The organism is Microbacterium sp. Leaf203 (assembly GCF_001421275.1).
GTDB lineage: Bacteria > Actinomycetota > Actinomycetes > Actinomycetales > Microbacteriaceae > Microbacterium > Microbacterium testaceum_A.
The window spans coordinates 1,583,823-1,600,524 of the sequence record NZ_LMKF01000022.1 but is presented as its reverse complement, the minus strand read 5'-3'; the positions used below and the strand labels follow the sequence as shown (position 1 = coordinate 1,600,524).

15 protein-coding genes are annotated in these 16,702 nt (G+C 71.7%); 6 read left to right on the top strand and 9 right to left on the bottom strand.

Features of this window, described 5'->3' with window-relative positions:
- Positions 1 to 16 precede the first annotated feature (16 nt).
- Complete coding sequence (locus tag ASE56_RS17505) at positions 17 to 1,270, top strand: hypothetical protein (protein WP_200914144.1); 1,254 nt, start codon at positions 17 to 19, stop codon at positions 1,268 to 1,270.
- 77 nt (positions 1,271 to 1,347) lie between these two features.
- Here the strand turns inward: ASE56_RS17505 and ASE56_RS08660 are convergent, their stop codons facing one another.
- Positions 1,348 to 3,315, bottom strand: coding sequence for a GDSL-type esterase/lipase family protein (locus ASE56_RS08660; RefSeq protein ID WP_056227342.1), 1,968 nt, complete (start codon positions 3,313 to 3,315; stop codon positions 1,348 to 1,350).
- Positions 3,316 to 3,448: 133 nt separating this feature from the next.
- On the opposite strand from ASE56_RS08660, the gene ASE56_RS08655 reads away from it, so the two are divergent.
- Complete coding sequence (locus ASE56_RS08655; protein ID WP_056227339.1) at positions 3,449 to 4,060, top strand: DedA family protein; 612 nt, start codon at positions 3,449 to 3,451, stop codon at positions 4,058 to 4,060.
- 114 nt (positions 4,061 to 4,174) lie between these two features.
- Here ASE56_RS08655 and ASE56_RS08650 read toward each other — a convergent pair whose 3' ends face one another.
- On the bottom strand, positions 4,175 to 4,936 hold the full coding sequence (locus ASE56_RS08650; protein ID WP_056227335.1) for a fructosamine kinase family protein: 762 nt from the start codon (positions 4,934 to 4,936) through the stop codon (positions 4,175 to 4,177).
- 46 nt (positions 4,937 to 4,982) lie between these two features.
- Here ASE56_RS08650 and ASE56_RS08645 point away from each other — a divergent pair, with 46 nt between their 5' ends.
- Positions 4,983 to 5,765, top strand: coding sequence for a DNA/RNA non-specific endonuclease (locus ASE56_RS08645; RefSeq protein ID WP_056227333.1), 783 nt, complete (start codon positions 4,983 to 4,985; stop codon positions 5,763 to 5,765).
- Positions 5,766 to 5,827: 62 nt separating this feature from the next.
- Here the strand turns inward: ASE56_RS08645 and ASE56_RS08640 are convergent, their stop codons facing one another.
- The 6 genes from ASE56_RS08640 to efeU form a co-directional block, all read right to left on the bottom strand.
- Entirely contained in the window at positions 5,828 to 6,430 is a 603-nt protein-coding gene (locus ASE56_RS08640; RefSeq protein ID WP_056227330.1) for a bifunctional 2-polyprenyl-6-hydroxyphenol methylase/3-demethylubiquinol 3-O-methyltransferase UbiG, read from the bottom strand.
- Between the two features lie 307 nt (positions 6,431 to 6,737).
- Positions 6,738 to 7,382, bottom strand: coding sequence for an FMN reductase (locus ASE56_RS08635; protein WP_056227327.1), 645 nt, complete (start codon positions 7,380 to 7,382; stop codon positions 6,738 to 6,740).
- A 1-nt stretch (position 7,383) separates the two neighbouring features.
- Positions 7,384 to 8,616 carry an LLM class flavin-dependent oxidoreductase gene (locus ASE56_RS08630; protein ID WP_056227324.1) on the bottom strand — a complete coding sequence of 411 codons (1,233 nt, stop codon included), beginning with the start codon at positions 8,614 to 8,616 and terminating at the stop codon, positions 7,384 to 7,386.
- A 166-nt stretch (positions 8,617 to 8,782) separates the two neighbouring features.
- Entirely contained in the window at positions 8,783 to 10,084 is a 1,302-nt protein-coding gene (efeB, locus tag ASE56_RS08625) for an iron uptake transporter deferrochelatase/peroxidase subunit (protein WP_056227323.1), read from the bottom strand.
- Positions 10,081 to 11,310 (bottom strand): iron uptake system protein EfeO, encoded by a 1,230-nt coding sequence (gene efeO, locus ASE56_RS08620; protein ID WP_056227320.1) that lies wholly within the window; start codon positions 11,308 to 11,310, stop codon positions 10,081 to 10,083. Before efeO ends, efeB begins: the two co-directional genes overlap by 4 nt.
- A gap of 61 nt (positions 11,311 to 11,371) precedes the next feature.
- Positions 11,372 to 12,370, bottom strand: coding sequence for an iron uptake transporter permease EfeU (gene efeU, locus ASE56_RS08615; protein ID WP_056227317.1), 999 nt, complete (start codon positions 12,368 to 12,370; stop codon positions 11,372 to 11,374).
- A gap of 216 nt (positions 12,371 to 12,586) precedes the next feature.
- Here efeU and ASE56_RS08610 point away from each other — a divergent pair, with 216 nt between their 5' ends.
- On the top strand, positions 12,587 to 13,603 hold the full coding sequence (locus ASE56_RS08610) for an isopenicillin N synthase family oxygenase (RefSeq protein WP_056227314.1): 1,017 nt from the start codon (positions 12,587 to 12,589) through the stop codon (positions 13,601 to 13,603).
- Positions 13,604 to 13,808: 205 nt separating this feature from the next.
- On the opposite strand, the gene rpsO is transcribed toward ASE56_RS08610, so the two are convergent.
- Complete coding sequence (gene rpsO, locus ASE56_RS08605; protein ID WP_056227311.1) at positions 13,809 to 14,078, bottom strand: 30S ribosomal protein S15; 270 nt, start codon at positions 14,076 to 14,078, stop codon at positions 13,809 to 13,811.
- A gap of 170 nt (positions 14,079 to 14,248) precedes the next feature.
- On the opposite strand from rpsO, the gene ASE56_RS08600 reads away from it, so the two are divergent.
- Positions 14,249 to 15,583: an MFS transporter gene (locus ASE56_RS08600; protein WP_056227308.1), complete on the top strand. Its 1,335-nt coding sequence runs from the start codon at positions 14,249 to 14,251 to the stop codon at positions 15,581 to 15,583.
- Between the two features lie 116 nt (positions 15,584 to 15,699).
- The gene (locus ASE56_RS08595) at positions 15,700 to 16,617 is read left to right on the top strand and encodes a DMT family transporter (protein WP_081349665.1); all 918 of its coding nucleotides are present in this window, start codon (positions 15,700 to 15,702) and stop codon (positions 16,615 to 16,617) included.
- The last annotated feature ends 85 nt before the right edge of the window (positions 16,618 to 16,702 follow it).

Genomic DNA, 16,702 nt, shown 5'->3' with positions numbered 1-16,702 from the left:
GCTCTACCGTGACCTCATGGGCCTCATCCGTAGCACGAGTCACACGCTTCTCGCGTGCGTCCTCGCCGGCGCGGCCCTCGCCCCCGTCCCCGCCTCCGCGGCGGTTATCGGCGCGGGGTCCGTGGCTCCCGTCGCCGCGGTCGACGAGAGCGCCGTCGCCCGGGTGCGGGCGGAGTTGGATGCCGCGGAGGCCGTCGCCGTGGACGCGTCGCGCCGTGCCCTCGACGCGTCGGCGACCGCCGAGCAGACGCGACTGCTGGCCGAGACGACCGCTGCGCGCGCGGCGGCGCTGAGCGCCGAGAGCGCCTCGGCCGACGCCGCCGAGACCTCGAGCGCCACGGCCGCCGGCGCGAGCGCCGCGCGGCTGTACCGCACCGTGGGCGGCGGCCCGCTGGTGGCGCAGCTGCTCACGGATGCCGATCCCGATTCGCTGCTGGAACGGCTCGGCATCCTGGATCGGGTCTCGGAGGTCGCCGCGCGCACCGCGGGCCGCGCCCGCAGTGCGGCCGACATCGCGACGTCGCTGCGCGAGCAGGCCGAGCAGGCGCGGGACGAAGCCGCGCGTGTGGCCGCCGACGCTCGAGCCACCGCGGCGGCGGCGCAGAGCGATGCGGACGCCGAGGCGGCGACGGTGCGCGAGACGCAGGGCCGCCTCGACGATCTCTACGACCAGCTCGCGGCCCTCCGGGCGACGACCGCCGCTCAGGAGCGCGCGGCGCGCGAGGAGCAGAAGGTGCAGCGCGATGCGGCGCAGCCCGGCGGATCCGCCGGCGGGGCGAGCACCGGTGGCGGTGCGGCTCCGGGCGGCGGGACGACGAGCGGTGGTGGAGCGGCCGGCGGCGGCTCTACCTCGACCGGGGGCGGCGCGAACAACGGCTCATCGGGCGGCGGAAGCGGCTCGACCGGCGGTTCGGGCGGCGGCGGCTCGGGGGCGGGGTCGACGGCTCCGGCCGGTCCGATCATGAGTCCGAGCGAGGCGCGGTCCGCGGCGCGCGGCGCGATCGGCCGCTACGGCTGGGGTGACGACCAGTTCTCCTGCCTCGTCTCGCTGTGGAACCGCGAGTCGGGATGGCGGGCCGACGCCTACAACGCGGGCAGCGGTGCCTACGGCATCCCTCAGGCTCTCCCCGGCGACAAGATGGCCTCCGCCGGACTCGACTGGCGCACCAACGCCGTCACCCAGATCTCCTGGGGCCTGTCGTACATCGGCTCGCGGTACGGCTCCCCCTGCGGCGCGTGGGATCACTCCCAGCGCACCGGCTGGTACTGACACCCGCGGCGAGCGCGCAGGCGACGCAGACGGGCACCGGGTCGCTCGGTGCAGGCACCGGCCGCGATCTCAAGGTCTCAGACCGCGTCGGCGCGCTCGCGATCACCACGGGTGGGCAGCTCGATGTAGCCCGCGTGCTTGGCGACGATCCCGTCTCCCGCCGTCCGCCCGCGCACGCGGCGCCACACCCACGGCAGAGCATCGCGCGTGAGCCAGGCACCACGCGGACGCTCGGCCTCGTCGGCGTGCAGCGCCTCGTCGAGACCGAGCAGCGCCCGCGCGTCGGGCACGCCCAGGGATTCCGCCCCGCGGTAGGCGACGAGACGGTGGCCGGCCGAACTGAGGTGCACGAGGTCATCGGCCCACATCGGCGCCTCGCCGATCTCGCCCACGGCCTCGAGGTCGAGCAGGATCGCGCCCTGCTCCGCCGCGATCCGGCGCAGGTGCACGTTGTACGCCGCGAACCGTCGGGCGAAGATGCGCGCGGCGGGCCGTCGCGGCAGGAACGTCGTCACCAGCAGCACATCGGCACCGGTCCGTCGCACCGCGCGCACCGCCGATTCGACCTCGGCCACCAGCGCCGGGAGCACCGGCGCCGGCCCCACGAGATCGTTCGCACCGATGAGGATCGACACCAGGTCGGGCTTCAGAGCGAGAGCGGCGGGGATCTGCTCGTCGATCAGGTGCCGCACCCGACGACTGCGCACGGCGAGATTCGCGTAGCGGAACGGCCCCTCGTCGGTGGTGCCGGCGAGGAGCTCGGCGAGACGGTCGGCCCAACCGCGGAACTGCCCCGACGGCATCCGCGAGGCGTCGCACAACCCCTCGGTCAGCGAGTCCCCGAGGGCAACGAAACGCGTCCACCGTCCTCGAGTGCGGGATGCCGCGGTGCCGGCCGGTCGTGGACTGCCGCGCCGCAGCAGGCTGTCGTCGACGCGGCGCAGGGCGATCGCGTCGCGGTAGTGCTCTACCAGCGACCCGGTCAGCGCCGCCCACGTGCGTCCCTCCACCGAGCCGCGCGCCGCGCGGGCGAAGGCGCGGCGTTTGGCGTCGTCGCCCACGAGGTCCGCGACGCGCGCGCGCAGGTCGTCGAGGTCGCCGGGCTTGTAGAGCCACCCGTCGACGCTCGAGCGGACGAGGTCGAGGGGACCGCCGACACCCGTAGCAACCACCGGCACACCGCTCGCGAGCGCCTCTTGAATGGTCTGACCGAAGGTCTCGCTCTCCCCCGGGTGCACGAACACGTCGAAGCCCGCGAGGGTCGACGCGAGCTCCGAACCGCCCAGGTGGCCGGTGAACACGGCATCCGGGATCGCCTTCTCGAGGGCGGGACGCGAGGGGCCGTCGCCGACGATGACCAGCCGCGTGTCGGGGAGGTCGGCGAGGGCGCGGAGGTCGTCGACCTGCTTCTCGGGCGCCAGGCGACCGACGTAGCCGATGATGCGCTCGCCGTTCGGGGCGATCCGCGCCCGCCACCGGTCGTCGCGGTGCTCGGGGGCGAAGCGCACGGCATCCACTCCCCTGCCCCACCGGCGGATGCGGTCGACGCCGAGGTCCTCGAGCTGCCGGGTCGACGCCGACGAGGGCGCGAGCGTCAGGGTCGCCCGGCGGTGCAGGCGCGAGACGTGTCCGGCGACGAGAGCGGTCGCGTGCGGCAGTCCGTACTTCTGCGAGTAGGCGACGACGTCCGTCTGATAGACCGCGACCGAGGGGATCTTCAGCGCGTCAGCGGCCGCGAGACCCTGCCACCCCAGCACGAACGGCGATGCCAGGTGCACGACGTCGGGGTCGAAGTCGCGCAGCAGGGCTCCCAGGCGCGCGGCCCGGGCGAAGACCACGCGCACCTCGGGGTACGACGGCAGGGGAACCGAACGCAGCAGCTCGGTGCGGGCTCCGTGCAGGTCGGCGGTGACGTCGCCGGATTTGGGGGCGATCACGAGGGTCTCGTGGCCCGCCTCCGCCAGATGGCGCAGGACGTGGAGAACGGAACCGGTGACCCCGTTCATGTGCGGGAGGAAGGATTCGGCCAGCAGCGCGACTCTCACGAGACCAGGGTGAGGCGTGTCGCGGCCTCTCGGGGGCCGTTCGCGCCCGACGTTCGCGATGTTCACCGGATGCTCCGCCGGGCGTCACCCCCGCGTCGGCGGGGCGTCTCGATCAGCGGCGGAGAGTGACGGAATGGACGGAGTCGACGCCTGGCTGCAGGCGATCGCGGCGAGCCCGTGGGCCCTGCCCGCGATGGCACTGCTCGTGTTCGCCGACGCGTTCCTCGTCGTCATCCCCGGTGAGGCCGCGGTCACGGCGTTCGGTGCCCTCGCCGTCGCCCACGGCACTCCCCCGCTCGCCGCGGTGATCCTCGTCGCGGGGGCCGCGGCCTTCGTCGGCGACCTCGGCTGCTATCTGGTGGGACGTCTCGTGGGCGTCGAGCGCTGGGCCTGGATGCGCGGGCCCCGCGTCTCCGCCGCCCTCGACTGGGCGCGGGCGCGCCTCGAACGCAACGCCGCCGTCGTGCTCTTCACCGCGCGGTTCGTGCCCTTCGCGCGGCTCGCGGTCAACCTCGCGGCGGGGGCGGCGCGGGTGAATCCGGCGCGGTACCTGGGCGTCGCGGCGCTCGCGGCCCTCGCGTGGGCGGCGTACCAAGCGGTGATCGGGGCGGTCGTCGCGGCGCTCGTGCCGGGCGGTCCGGTGGTGGCTGTGGTGGTGTCGATCGTCGTGGCCGTGGGGATCGGCGTCGGCATCGATCTGGTGCTCGCGCGGCGGGCGAAGCACCGGGCGGCCGCGCGCTCCTGACCCTCGCGGAATCGGACGATCGCGCCGTGTCGGATCTCGCGCGGTCGTGCGTCCTATTCCGGTGCGAATCTGCGATTCTGCTCGCGCCGATCCCGGATGCCGTCACCCGGCGCCTCAGCCCAGCGCGAGCGTCTGCTCGGCGGCGTCGACGAGGGCCCGGCCGTACGACGGCCCGTGTCCGGCGGCGTGCACGGCGAGCGGATGCAACTGGTGCACGGGCACGCGCTCGCTCCAGCCGTCGCGCAGTGGGCGCACCCGGTCGTAAGCGTCGACGATCCGCTCGAGGAAGGGGCACCCGAACAGCGCGAGCATCGCGAGATCGGTCTCGCGATGACCGCCCTGCGCTGCCGGGTCGATCAGCACGACACCCTCCTCGCCCCACAGCACGTTGCCCGCCCAGAGGTCGCCGTGCAGACGGGCGGGCGGCTCGTCGTCGTCGAAGGCCCCCGCCGCGATCAGCGCGCATGCGCGGTCGACGACCTCGGCTCCGGATGCCGACAGGTTGCCGGCCGCGAGGGCGATCGGCACGAACGGCTCGACGCGCTGCGCCGCGTAGAAGACGCCCCAGGTCGGCTTCGGCCGCGCCGGCTGTGGGCGGCTGCCGATGAAGATGTCGCCCGTCCAGCCGGGCGGCGGCGAGCCGAATGCCTCGGCCCCCGCGTCGTGGGTCGCGGCGAGCGCGGCACCGAAGGCGTCGGCGGCCTCCGCGGAGGGACGCGCCTCGGCGATGCGCTCCAGCACGATTCGCCGGTCCGCGACCTCGATCACCTCGGCGATGCGCGCGCCGCCCGCCTCGGCGAGCCAGCGGAGCCCGGCGGCCTCGGCGGCGAAGAACCCCGCGGCGGCGTCGGGGCGGGTCTTCACGTGCTGTTCCATCGACCCAGTCTGTCGCGATGTCGGAGGTCACCGGCACGATGGGGGCATGAGCGACGGCTACGACCCGGACTTCCTCGGCATCCCCCTGCCCCTCCCTTCTCCTGAACAACCCACCACGCGGCTCGACTACCCGCGCTTCAGCGTGCTGCTCGACGAGCAGCGGCGCTTCGCGGCGGTCACCGCCGTGGTCATCGACGGCGCCCGCCTGCTCAACCTCGCGCGAACCGGTGAGTGGCGACTCGATCCCCGCGTTTCCGCAGACGCGCAGGCAGGGCCTGACGTCTACAGCCGCAACGACCTCGACCGCGGGCACCTCGTGCGTCGGCGCGACCCGGGCTGGGGCTCCACCGCTGAGGCGCGCGAGGCCACCGAGGCGACCTTCTTCTACACGAACGCCGCCCCACAGGCCGCCGGCTTCAACCAGTCGAAAGAGCTCTGGCTCGGTCTCGAAGACCACGTGCTGGCCTACGCCGAGACGACCGACCAGCGCCTCGCCGTGTTCACCGCGCCGGTGCTCGCCGACGACGATCCGCCTTATCGCGGCATCCGGGTGCCGCTGCGCTTCTGGAAGATCGCCGCGTGGCGCGAGGGCGATGCACTCGCCGCGGCCGGTTTCGTGCTCGATCAGAGCGACCTCGTCGACACCCGGCAGGGCCTCGTCGTGCCGCCCCTCGGGGCGTTCCGCACGTTCCAAGTGCCGATCGCCGACCTCGCGACCGAGGCGGGCGTCGACGTCGGACCGCTCGTCGAGGCCGACACCTTCGTTCGTCGCGGCCTGCGACCGGTCGCCGCGCGCGAACTGCGCAGCACCGACGACATCGTGCTGTGAGGCGCAACGCAGGCGGCTGAGCCCGTCGAAGCCCCCGGTCGCGGGCGGGGCGGCGGCGCTCCTCAGCGCACCCGCACCGCGTGCAGCACCGTGTCGGTCGCGGGACTCGTGTGCCCGTCGCGCAGCTCGGAATCAGCGGAGCCGCGCGTCACCTGCTCGCAGCGCTCGACGCCGAAACGGTCGTCGAGCGCGCCGCGCAGCAGCTCGGGCGTGTAGAGGATCGCCGGGTCAGAGGGTCCGTGCCCGCCCGCGGCGATGTTGTCGACGTCGTGGCCGAGCACGATGAGGGTTCCCCCGGGCGCCACCCATTCGGCGATGCGCGCGATCGCGGCGGCGTTGTCGTCCAGGTGCAGGTAGCACGACACCACGAGATCGACGGATGCCGCGGGCTCGAACTCGTGCACGTCGGCACGCACCCACGAGACGGCGTCGCCGCCCGGGCGGGCCGCGGCGAGCGCGAGACCAGCGCTCGAGAAGTCGACGCCCGTGGTCTCCCACCCGCGCTGCGCCAGCCAGAGGGCCGTGCGCCCGTCGCCGGTTGCGACGTCGATCGCGGAGCCCGGCGGCAGCGCGCCGGCGATCTCGCGGACGACGGCGGGAGGCTGGGTGGCCCACACTCCCCCGGCGGAGGCGCGATAACGCTCGTCCCACTGCGTGGCATCCATTCGGTCTCCTCCGGCTCGCTCCCCACCCTAGATCCGCGCGCGGGCGCCCCGGCGCGACCCCCGCACCCGCATCGGATTCGGACCGTAGCGACAGATCCGGATGCCAACGCTTCCCCGATCCGAATGCGTTGCGGCTGTCCGCCCCGCCCCCGCCGCGCGATTCACGCAGCCTCAGCAACCCGCACAACCTCAGCCCGAGACCCCGCATCACGACGGAAGTTGCGCGAATCGCCCACTCTGCGCCGCCCGGCGAAAAGCACGACGCCCCGCCCCCCGAACCAACGGGCGACGGGGCTTCGTCACAGGGTCACTCCCCCGACAGTCCACCCAGCAGGTGGCCGAACGAGCGGCCCTCGCCGAGGTACGACGAGGGATCGAACGGATCGGCGTCGCGGACGGGTTCGCGGGCGGCGATGGCATCCGCGAGCTCCCGAGCACCGCGGTCGACGCGGGATCCGAGCGGGGCGACCTCGTCGGCGTTGGCGCCCCAGTCGCTCGAGGCGGCGAACACACCGGTCGGCACGGGGTTGGCGTGCAGGTAGATGAACAGCGGGCGGATCGCGTAGTCGATCGCGAGCGAGTGCCGCGCGGTGCCGGCGTTCGCGCCGAGGAGCACGGGGGTTCCGGTGAGCGCCTGCGGGTCGAGCACGTCGATGAACGACTTGAACAGGCCCGAGTAGCTCGTCGAGAAGATCGGCGTCACCGCGATGATGCCGTCGGCCGAGACGACCGTGTTGATCATCTGCTCGAGGGCGGGCGGGGCGAAGCCGGTGAGCAGGTTATCGGTGAGGTCGTGCGCGTAGTCGCGCAGCTCGAACACGTCGGCGGTGGCCTCGATGCCGCGCTCGCGCAGCTCCGCGAGCACGGCGTGGCTGAGCCGGTCGCCGAGCATACGGGTCGACGAGGGCGTCGACAGGCCCGCGGTCACGACCGCGATGCGACGGGCGGCCATCTCAGGCACCGACCTTCGACGCGGCCGCACCGAAGGCGCTGCCCGAGCGAGGCGCGGCATCCTGGTACGGGCTGCCCGAGACCATGTTGTCGCCGCGATTCGCGCCGGGAACCGCCTGACGCGGAGCCGCACCGGCGTAGATCTTCTCGACCTGGTTGGCGTGCGTGGGCGCGTCGGGCACCTCGGCGGGGCGGTTCTTCTGCAGCTCCTTGCGCAGCACCGGCACGACCTCGCCGCCCAGGATGTCGAGCTGCTCGAGCACGGTCTTGGTCGGAAGACCCGCGTGGTCGATGAGGAAGAGCTGGCGCTGGTAGTCGCCGAACGTCTCGCGCATCGCGGCGTAGCGGTCGATGATCTGCTGCGGCGAGCCGACGGTCAGCGGGGTCATCTCGCTGAAGTCCTCGAGGCTCGGACCGTGGCCGTAGACGGGAGCGTTGTCGAAGTACGGGCGGAACTCGCGCACGGCGTCCTGCGAGTTGGCGCGCATGAACACCTGACCGCCGAGGCCGACGATCGCCTGCTGGGGCGTGCCGTGTCCGTAGTGGGCGAAGCGCTCGCGGTACAGCGTGATCAGGCGCTGGTAGTGCTCCTTGGGCCAGAAGATGTTGTTCGCGAAGAAGCCGTTGCCGTAGTACGCGGCCTGCTCGGCGATCTCGGGCGTGCGGATCGAGCCGTGCCACACGAACGGGGGCACACCATCGAGGGGACGCGGGGTCGAGGTGAAGCCCTGCAGCGGGGTGCGGAACTTCCCCTCCCAGTCGACGACGTCTTCACGCCACAGCTTGTGCAGCAGGTCGTAGTTCTCGATGGTCAGGGGCAGACCTTGGCGGATGTCCTTGCCGAACCAGGGGTAGACCGGGCCGGTGTTGCCGCGGCCGAGCATGAGGTCGGCGCGACCGCCCGACACGTGCTGCAGCATCGCGAAGTCCTCGGCGATCTTCACCGGGTCGTTCGTGGTGATGAGGGTCGTGGAGGTCGTGAGGATGAGGCGCTCGGTCTGGGCCGCGATGTACGCGAGCGTCGTCGTGGGCGACGACGACCAGAACGGCGGGTTGTGGTGCTCGCCGAGCGCGAAGACGTCGAGGCCGACCTCTTCGGTGTGCTTGGCGATCGTGAGGGTGTCTTTGATGCGCTGGGCTTCGCTCGGCGTCGTACCGGTGGTCGGGTCCTGGGTGATGTCGCTCACCGTCATGACACCGAACTGCATTCCGGGCCAGGTGTTCGTCTCGCTCATGATGCCTCTTCCATTTGTATGCATCTGAATATACATGGTGGAACGCGCAGCGCCGAGCTTTATTCCGGCCGCACCCTCCCGATCAGCGAGAAACGCTCCCCACACCGGGAAACGCGTTCAGCGGGCGTTTCCCGGCGCAGGGAGCGTTCACGAGTCGGCACAGGCGTTACGCCCCGAGCATCCCCGCCCCCACCGATGCCCCCGCGGCCGGTGCGGGCGGCACGGCCCACAGCCCCGAGCCGACGTGGCGGACGTACTCGTTCATGGCATCCGTCGAGAGGGCCTTCTGCACGGTGATGTACCGCTGCGGGCTCTTCTGGAACGACAGGAAGAACAGGCCGGCGTTGAGCCGCCCCAAATCGGTCGTGCCGTCGACGAAGTTGTACCCGCGACGCAGCAGTCGGATACCGCCGTTCATGTCGGGGTGCGCGAGGCGCACGTGGCTGCGCGGGTCGATCGCCGGGACCCCGGTGGCGCCCGCCGCCGCGAAGTCCGGCGCGGTGAACTCGTCGCCGCCCGAGAGCGGTGCGCCGTTCGCCTTGTCACGACCGATCACGCGGTCCTGCTCGGCCAGACGCGTGCGGTCCCACGTCTCGATGAGCATCGAGATGCGCCGCGCGACCAGGTACGACCCGCCCGCGAGCCAGGCCGGACCCTCGGATGCCGACACCCACACGTTCTCGTCGAGAGCGGCCGCGTCGTCGGCGAGGATGTTGGCCGTTCCATCCTTGAACCCGAACAGGTTCCGAGGGGTCGTCTGCTCCGAGGTCGTCTTCGAGGTGCGACCGAACCCGAGCTGCGACCACCGGATCGTCGCCCGCCCGAAGGCGATCCGACTGAGGTTGCGAATGGCGTGGACCGCCACCTGCGGGTCGTCCGCACAGGCCTGGATGCAGAGATCGCCGTCGGAACGCAGCGGGTCGAGATCGTCGCCGAGGAACGCCGGCAGACGCTCGAGCCCGTCGGGACGCTGCCCCTCGAGTCCGAAGCGCTGGTCGAACAGCGAGGGCCCGAATCCGAACGTGATGGTGAGGTTGCTCGCCGGCAGGCCCAGGGCCTCGCCCGTGTCGTCCGGCGGCGCCTGGGGAGAGCCGCCCACGGCACCCGTGGCGGTCACCTCGAGCCCCTGCATCATGCGGGTCGCGGCGTACGTCCAGTCCGAGAGCAACTCGGCGAGGTCGTCGCGCGTCGTCCGCGCCATCATGTCGTACGAGGCGAAGTGCAGGTGCTCCTGCACCGGCGTCGTGATCCCGGGCTGATGGATGCCGGTCATCACCGCCGCGGCATCCTTCACCGCCTTCTGCTGCTCAAGGGCGTAGGCCTGACCGCCGACGAGACCGCCTCCGACGCCGACGACGAGTCCCGTGGCCCCGGCGCCGAGGGCGAGGCCCATCAGCCCACGGCGAGACAAGCCCGTGGCATCCGGGGTCTGCTCCTCCGGCGTGTTCTGCGCGTCGCTCACGCTCACTCCAGGATCGTCACCGTCAGCTGCGAGAGCGGCTCGGCGAGGGCGTTGATGAGGTCGGTGAGCTGGCGCTTGTCGGCCTCGGTGATCTGGCTGTAGGGGACGAAGCCGGCGTCGAGGGAGCCGTACTTCGCCAGGGCCGCCTCGAGATCGGCGTAGCCGCCGTCGATGCGCGACACCAGCGCGGTGCCCTTGTCGCCCTTCGAGTCGGCGAAATCGCGCACGAGCGAGAAGGCCATCTTCGAGCCCTCGACGTTCGCCGCGAAGTCGTTGAGGTCGGTGCCCGACCACCAGTCCTCTTCGCCGCTGATCTTGCCCGTGGCCACCTCGTCGAGCAGCGAGATCGCCCCGTTCGAGATCCCCGCGACGCCCTGCGCGTCGAGCGCCTGGGTGAAGGCGTCGGAGTGTACGTAGTCGTACAGCTCCTGGGTGTCGGCGACGAGCTTGTCACCGTAGGTCGCGCGCTCGGCGGGGGTCGAGGGCGCCCAGTCCTTCCACGCGGGAGTCTCGCCGTCGGCGTTCAGGGCGTCCTGCGCCGGAACCCAGAGGTCCTTCTCGATGCGGTGGAACCCGGTCCAGTCCAGCCCCTCGGCCACGGCGTCGACCTCGCGGTAGTCGATGCGCGGATCGAGGTCGCCGAGCGCCTCGGCGATCGGCTCGATGCGCTCGTAGAAGGCGCGCACGCGCGGGAACTGCTCTTTCGCCGTGGCGTCGTCGCCCGACTCGTAGGCGGCGGTGAAGGTCTGCACGGCGGGGATCAGCTGTCCGACCTGGTCCTTGACGAAGGCGGCGTAGAGGTCGACGGCCTTCTGCTTCTGCTCGGCATCCGGACCGCTGACGGCGACGGCGTCTCCGGTGACGGTGAAGCTCGCCTTGCCCACCCCGTCGCCGACCATGCCGGGCTTGCAGAGGGTGAAGTAGTCGCCGGGCTGCGCGACGACCGTGAGGTTGCGCGAGGCACCCGGGGCGATGTTCTCGACTTCGCCGACGATGCGCAGACCGTCGGATGCCAAGAGGTAGAACTCCGTGACCTGGTCGCTCTTGTTGCTCACGTCGAAGGCGACGGTGCCGCTGGGCGCGCTGGCGGCCGAGACGGCGCAGCCGTCGCCGGTCGAGGTGACGGACAGCGCACCCGAGGCCGCCGCGTCGGACTTGGCGACGCAGCCGGACAGGAGCAGGACGGTCGCGCCGGCCGCGGCGGTCGCCGCGAGGAGGCGTGTCGAGTTCATGGTTCTCCGATCGATGAGAGAGGGATGCCGCGGCGTCGGGCACGCGGGCGGTGACGGGGGTCTACGGGGTGGCGGTGGCGGGCGGGGCGGTGGGCGAGGACCCGACCCGGGCCGGCTCCACCGCGGCGGTGGAGCGAGGGGCCGCATCCGACGCCGCCGCACCCGTCGGCCGCGGGCGGCGGTTCGCGCGCACGCCGCGGAAGAAGAGGGGCGCGACGATGGCGATGTACACCACCCAGGCGATCACCTGGAGCCAGGTCATCTGCGGCATGAAGCCGACCGTCGCCTGCAGCAGCACGGCGAGCGCGCTGTCGGGCGCGATGGTGGTGGAGACGTCGAACGCCCAACCGAAGGGGAAGCCGGCCCACCCGGTGGCGACCGCACCGGTCGCGGGATCGAGCGGCGCCCCGGCTCCGAAGGGGCCGGGAAGGACTCCCGCCTCCTGCAGATCGTGGAAGGCATAGGCGAGGACGCCGGCCGCGACGATGACGAGGACGCCGCCGGTCCAGGTGAAGAAGCGGCCGAGGTTCAGGCGCAGCATGCCGCGCGCGATGAACCAGCCGAGCACGACGGCCGTCACCAGCCCGAGCAGGGCGCCCAACAGGGCGACGGGCGATTCGCCGAACGACTGCACCATCGACCACAGCAGAAGGGTCGTCTCGACGCCCTCGCGCGCGACCGAGACGAACCCGATGGCCACGAGCGCCCAGACGCCCCCGCGCAGCGCCTTGTCGAGGCCGCCCTCGAGGCCCGCCTTGAGCGTGCGCCCCGCCTTCTGCATCCAGAAGATCATCCACGTGACCATCGCGACGGCCAGCAGGGACAGCCCGCCGCCGAGGAGCTCCTGCGCCTCGAACGTCAGCATGTACGCGCCGAAGGTGAAGATCGCCCCGACGCCGAGGGCGAGGGCGACGGCGAGTCCCACACCGGTCCACAGCGTGGGGAGCGCGTCGCGGCGGTCGAGACGCGTGAGGTAGGCGACGAGGATGCCGACGACCAGGGCCGCCTCGAGGCCCTCACGCAGACCGATGAGGAAGGTGGCGAAGAAGCTTGCGAGCACGAGCGGAGGACCCGACTTTCACGATGGGGGTGAGGACGCCGCGGCACTGCGGAAGGTAAGGACAGCCTCACCTGACCACTACACAATACGCAATACCCGGGACGATTCCCACCAGGAATCGGCGGGATCATTCCTCTCGACGCGGGCGTCACCCGCCGAGCGGTAATCGTCGGCAATATTCGGGCGGCATCGCGCGGGCCGACCTAGCCTCGATCCATGTCCGACCTGAACCTCCCCGTTCTCGACCTCTCGCTCCTCGACCAGGGCCCCGGCGCCGCCGCCCGCTTCCGCGACGAGCTGCGCGCCGCCACCCACGACGTCGGGTTCTTCTACCTGACCGGCACCGGGGTGAGCGCCGAACTCGAGGCGCGCCTGCTGCGGGCGGCGAAGGACTTCTTCGCCCTGCCCGAGGCCGAAAAGCTCTCGATCGAGAACGTCACGAGCCCCCACTTCCGCGGGTACACGCGCGTCGGCGGCGAGCGCACGCAGGGCCGGGTCGACTGGCGCGAGCAGATCGACATCGGACCCGAGCGGGCCCCCCTGACCGACCCCGACGGCCCGGGATACAACCGTCTCGTCGGCCCGAACCTGTGGCCCGCGGCGCAGCCCGAGCTGCAGGACGTCGTGACCGAGTGGCACGACCACCTCACGGGCGTCGCACGCAAGCTCCTCCGCGCGTGGGCCCTCGCCCTGGGCGCGGAGGAACAGTACTTCGACCGCCACTTCGGCGACCCGCAGACCCTCATCAAGATCGTCCGCTACCCCGGCAAGGACGACCCGACCCCCCAGCAGGGGGTGGGCGCCCACAAGGATTCGGGCGTGCTGACCCTGCTGTGGGTCGAGCCCGGAAAGGGCGGCCTGCAGGTCGAGCGCGACGGCGAGTGGGTCGACGCTCCCCCGGTGCCCGGCGCCTTCGTGGTCAACATCGGCGAACTGCTCGAGTACGCCACGCAGGGCTACCTGCGGGCGACGAACCACCGGGTGATCTCGCCGCGGTTCCCCGACGAGCGCATCTCGGTGCCGTTCTTCTTCAACCCGGCCCTCGACGCGCGGCTGCCGATCATCGAGCTGCCGGCCGAGCTCGCCGCCCAGTCTCGCGGCGTCGAGGACGACCCCGACAACCCCATCCACGCGACCTACGGCGAGAACGCCCTCAAGTCGCGGCTGCGCGCCCACCCCGACGTGGCCGAGCGCTGGCATCCCGACCTGGTCGCCGCCCGCACGGCATCCTGACCTCCGGGCACCCTTCTCGATAAACGCCGGTCCTTACGAGACACGCCGCGACACCGCGCGTCTCGGAAGGATCGGCGTTTATCGCGTGGGGGCACGGCGGGCGGGGAGAAGCGAGCACCGCGGCGAGCGCCGGGAATGACGAAGGCCGCCCCACACCGTGGGGCGGCCTTCCAAGAATGTTTTGCGCGATAGAACGCTGGTGCGATTAGCGACGCAGACCGAGACGCTCGATGAGCGAGCGGTAACGGTTGATGTCGACGTCCTGCAGGTAACCCAGCAGGCGGCGGCGCTGACCGACGAGCAGGAAGAGCCCACGGCGCGAGTGGTGGTCGTGCTTGTGGGTCTTGAGGTGCTCGGTGAGGTCCTTGATGCGCTGCGTCATCATCGCGACCTGCACCTCGGGGGATCCGGTGTCACCGGGGTGCGTCGCGTACTCTTCGATGATCGCCTTCTTGACGTCTGCTTCGAGTGCCATAGATGGGATCCCCTTCCTTCTCATTGCGCGGCGCCCGTCACACGATGTGCGAGCTCTCTTTATCCGCGGCCGATCGAACGGCAACCGCATGAGTCTACCAGCATCGGGATGCCGACACCGCACCGGTCCGCGGCGTCCGGTGTGTCGGAGGGCTGGCGTAGCCTCGATCCGTGAGTCAGACCGATCCCGCCGCTCCCCCGCGCCGAGGCGCCCGCGGTGCGTTCATCGATCTGCGGCCCCTGACGACCTCGCCGGCGTTCGCGCGACTCTGGGTGGGGTCGACGCTCGCCGGCCTCGGTGGCCAGCTGACGGTCGTCGCCGTCATGCTCCACGTGTTCGAGCTGACCCAGAGCACGTTCGCGGTGTCGATGATCGCGGTCGCGGGGCTGCTCCCCATGGTTGCGGCGGGCCTGTACGGCGGCATGCTCGCCGACGCCTTCGACCGACGCACCGTCGCCCTGCTGGCCGCGGTGGTCACGTTCGCCTCGACCGCGCTGCTCGCCGCTCTCGCGTGGACAGGTCTCGAGACCGTCGGGTGGCTCTTCGTGCTCAGCGTGGTGAACTCCGCGGCGAACTCCATCGTGATGGCGACGAAGTCCGCGATCACCCCCCGCCTCATCCCCCGGGATCTGCTGCCCGCCGCCGCCGCATTGCAGGGCGTCACCGTCGGGGTCATGGTGATGGCGGGCCCGGCCCTGGCCGGCGTGCTCGTCGCCGTCGCGGGTTACGCCTGGACCTACTCTCTCGACGTCCTCCTGATGACCTCGCTGTTCCTCGGCCTCTGGTCGCTGCCGAAGCTCCGCCCCGAGGGTGAGATCGTCCGACCCGGACTCGAGTCGTTCCGCGACGGCGTGCGCTTCCTCCGTCGGGCTCCGAACATCCGGCTGCAGTACATCCTCGACGTCATCGCGATGACCTTCGGGCAGCCGGTGGCCCTGTTCCCGGCGATCGGGGCGGTGCTGCTGGGCGGCGGGGCGATCACCACCGGCATCCTGACGGCGGCCGTCGCCGCGGGGGCCTTCTTCTCCAGCCTGTTCTCGGGCCCGATCGGGCGCGTACGCCGGCAGGGGCTCGGCGTCGAACGTGCGATCCAGGTCTACGGCCTATCGATCGGCCTCTTCGGTCTCGTGCTTCTCGCGGCCACTCTCGGCTGGCTCCGCCCGGCCCTGGTGGACGAGACCCACGCAGCGGTCGCCCTCATCGCCCTCGCCGCGGTGGTCCTGGCGGTGTCCGGCGCCGCCGACAACGTCAGCGCGATCTATCGGTCGACCATGATGCAGGCGGCGGTTCCGGATGCCATGCGCGGGCGCCTCCAGGGCATCTTCGTCGTCGTGGTGGCCGGCGGCCCTCGCGTCGGAGCCCTCTACGCCGGCACCCTGGCGACCCTCGCCGCCCTGTGGGTGCCGCCGCTGTTCGGCGGCATCCTGATCCTCGGTCTCGTCGGCACCCTCGTACGGTTCTCGCCGCGTTTCCGCGCGTACGACGCGCTCGACCCTCAGCCCTGACTCGTCGGCCCATCCCTTCTCGTCGTGCGACCCCGAGCTGCCGATCGTCGGCGGATTCCGGCCGTCGCACTCGGCCGGCCCGCGCGATGTCGCTGGTCGGCCGTAGTGTCGGCTCCGTGGCATCCACCTCCGCTCCCTCGCCCGTCTCGATCGCCGTGCAGTTCGTGCTCACCGGCATCGTGTGGGGCTCGAGCTTCCTCTTCATCGCGATCGCCCTGACCGGCATGACCCCGGCGCAGGTCGCCGGCGGCAGGCTGCTGTTCGGCGCCCTGGCGCTGGCCGCGATCGTGGCGATCCGCCGCGAGCGTCTGCCCCGCGATCGCCGAGTGTGGGGGCACCTGAGCGTGCTGTCGCTGAGTTTCTGCGTGGTTCCGTTCCTGCTGTTCGCGTGGGCGGAGCAGCACGTCTCCTCGGGGCTGGCGAGCATCTTCAACGCGACCACGCCGATCATGACCGCGATCATGGCGTGGGCGGTCTTCCGCGTCGAGAGCCTGAAGCTCGGGCAGCTGATCGGCATCGCCGTGGGCATCGCGGGTGTCGTGGTGATCATCGCGCCGGGCGCCGTGGCCGATGTGGGCGACAGCACGATCGCGCAGGTCGCCCTCCTGGGCGCGACAGCCTGTTACGGCTTCAGCCTCGCGTACATGCGCCGCTTCCTCGGCGACACCGGCCTCTCGGGCATCGCTTTCGCGTTCGGCTACATCGGGCCGGCGGCGGCGTTCATGGTGCTGCTGTCGCCGTTCATCCTGGCCGAGCCGATGCACCTGACCCTGCCGGTCGTCGGGAGCATCGTCGCCCTCGGCGTCCTCGGCACCGGGATCGCCTACGTCTGGAACCAGAACACCCTGCGCGCCTGGGGGCCGACCCGCGCCTCGACCGTCACGTACATCACCCCGGTGGTCGGGGTGGCTCTCGGCATCCTGATCCTGGGCGAGCGCATCTCGTGGAACGAGCCCGTGGGCGCGGCGGTGGTGTTCGTCGGCATTCTGCTCGTGCAGCAGCGCATCCGCCTGCGGCGTCACGCTCGCGCCTGAGCGGACCCGCTCCTCCGCCGGCACGACGAAGGCCCCGGATGCCGAGCACCCGGGGCCTTCGAGGAGTTCACATCCGCAGCGTCAG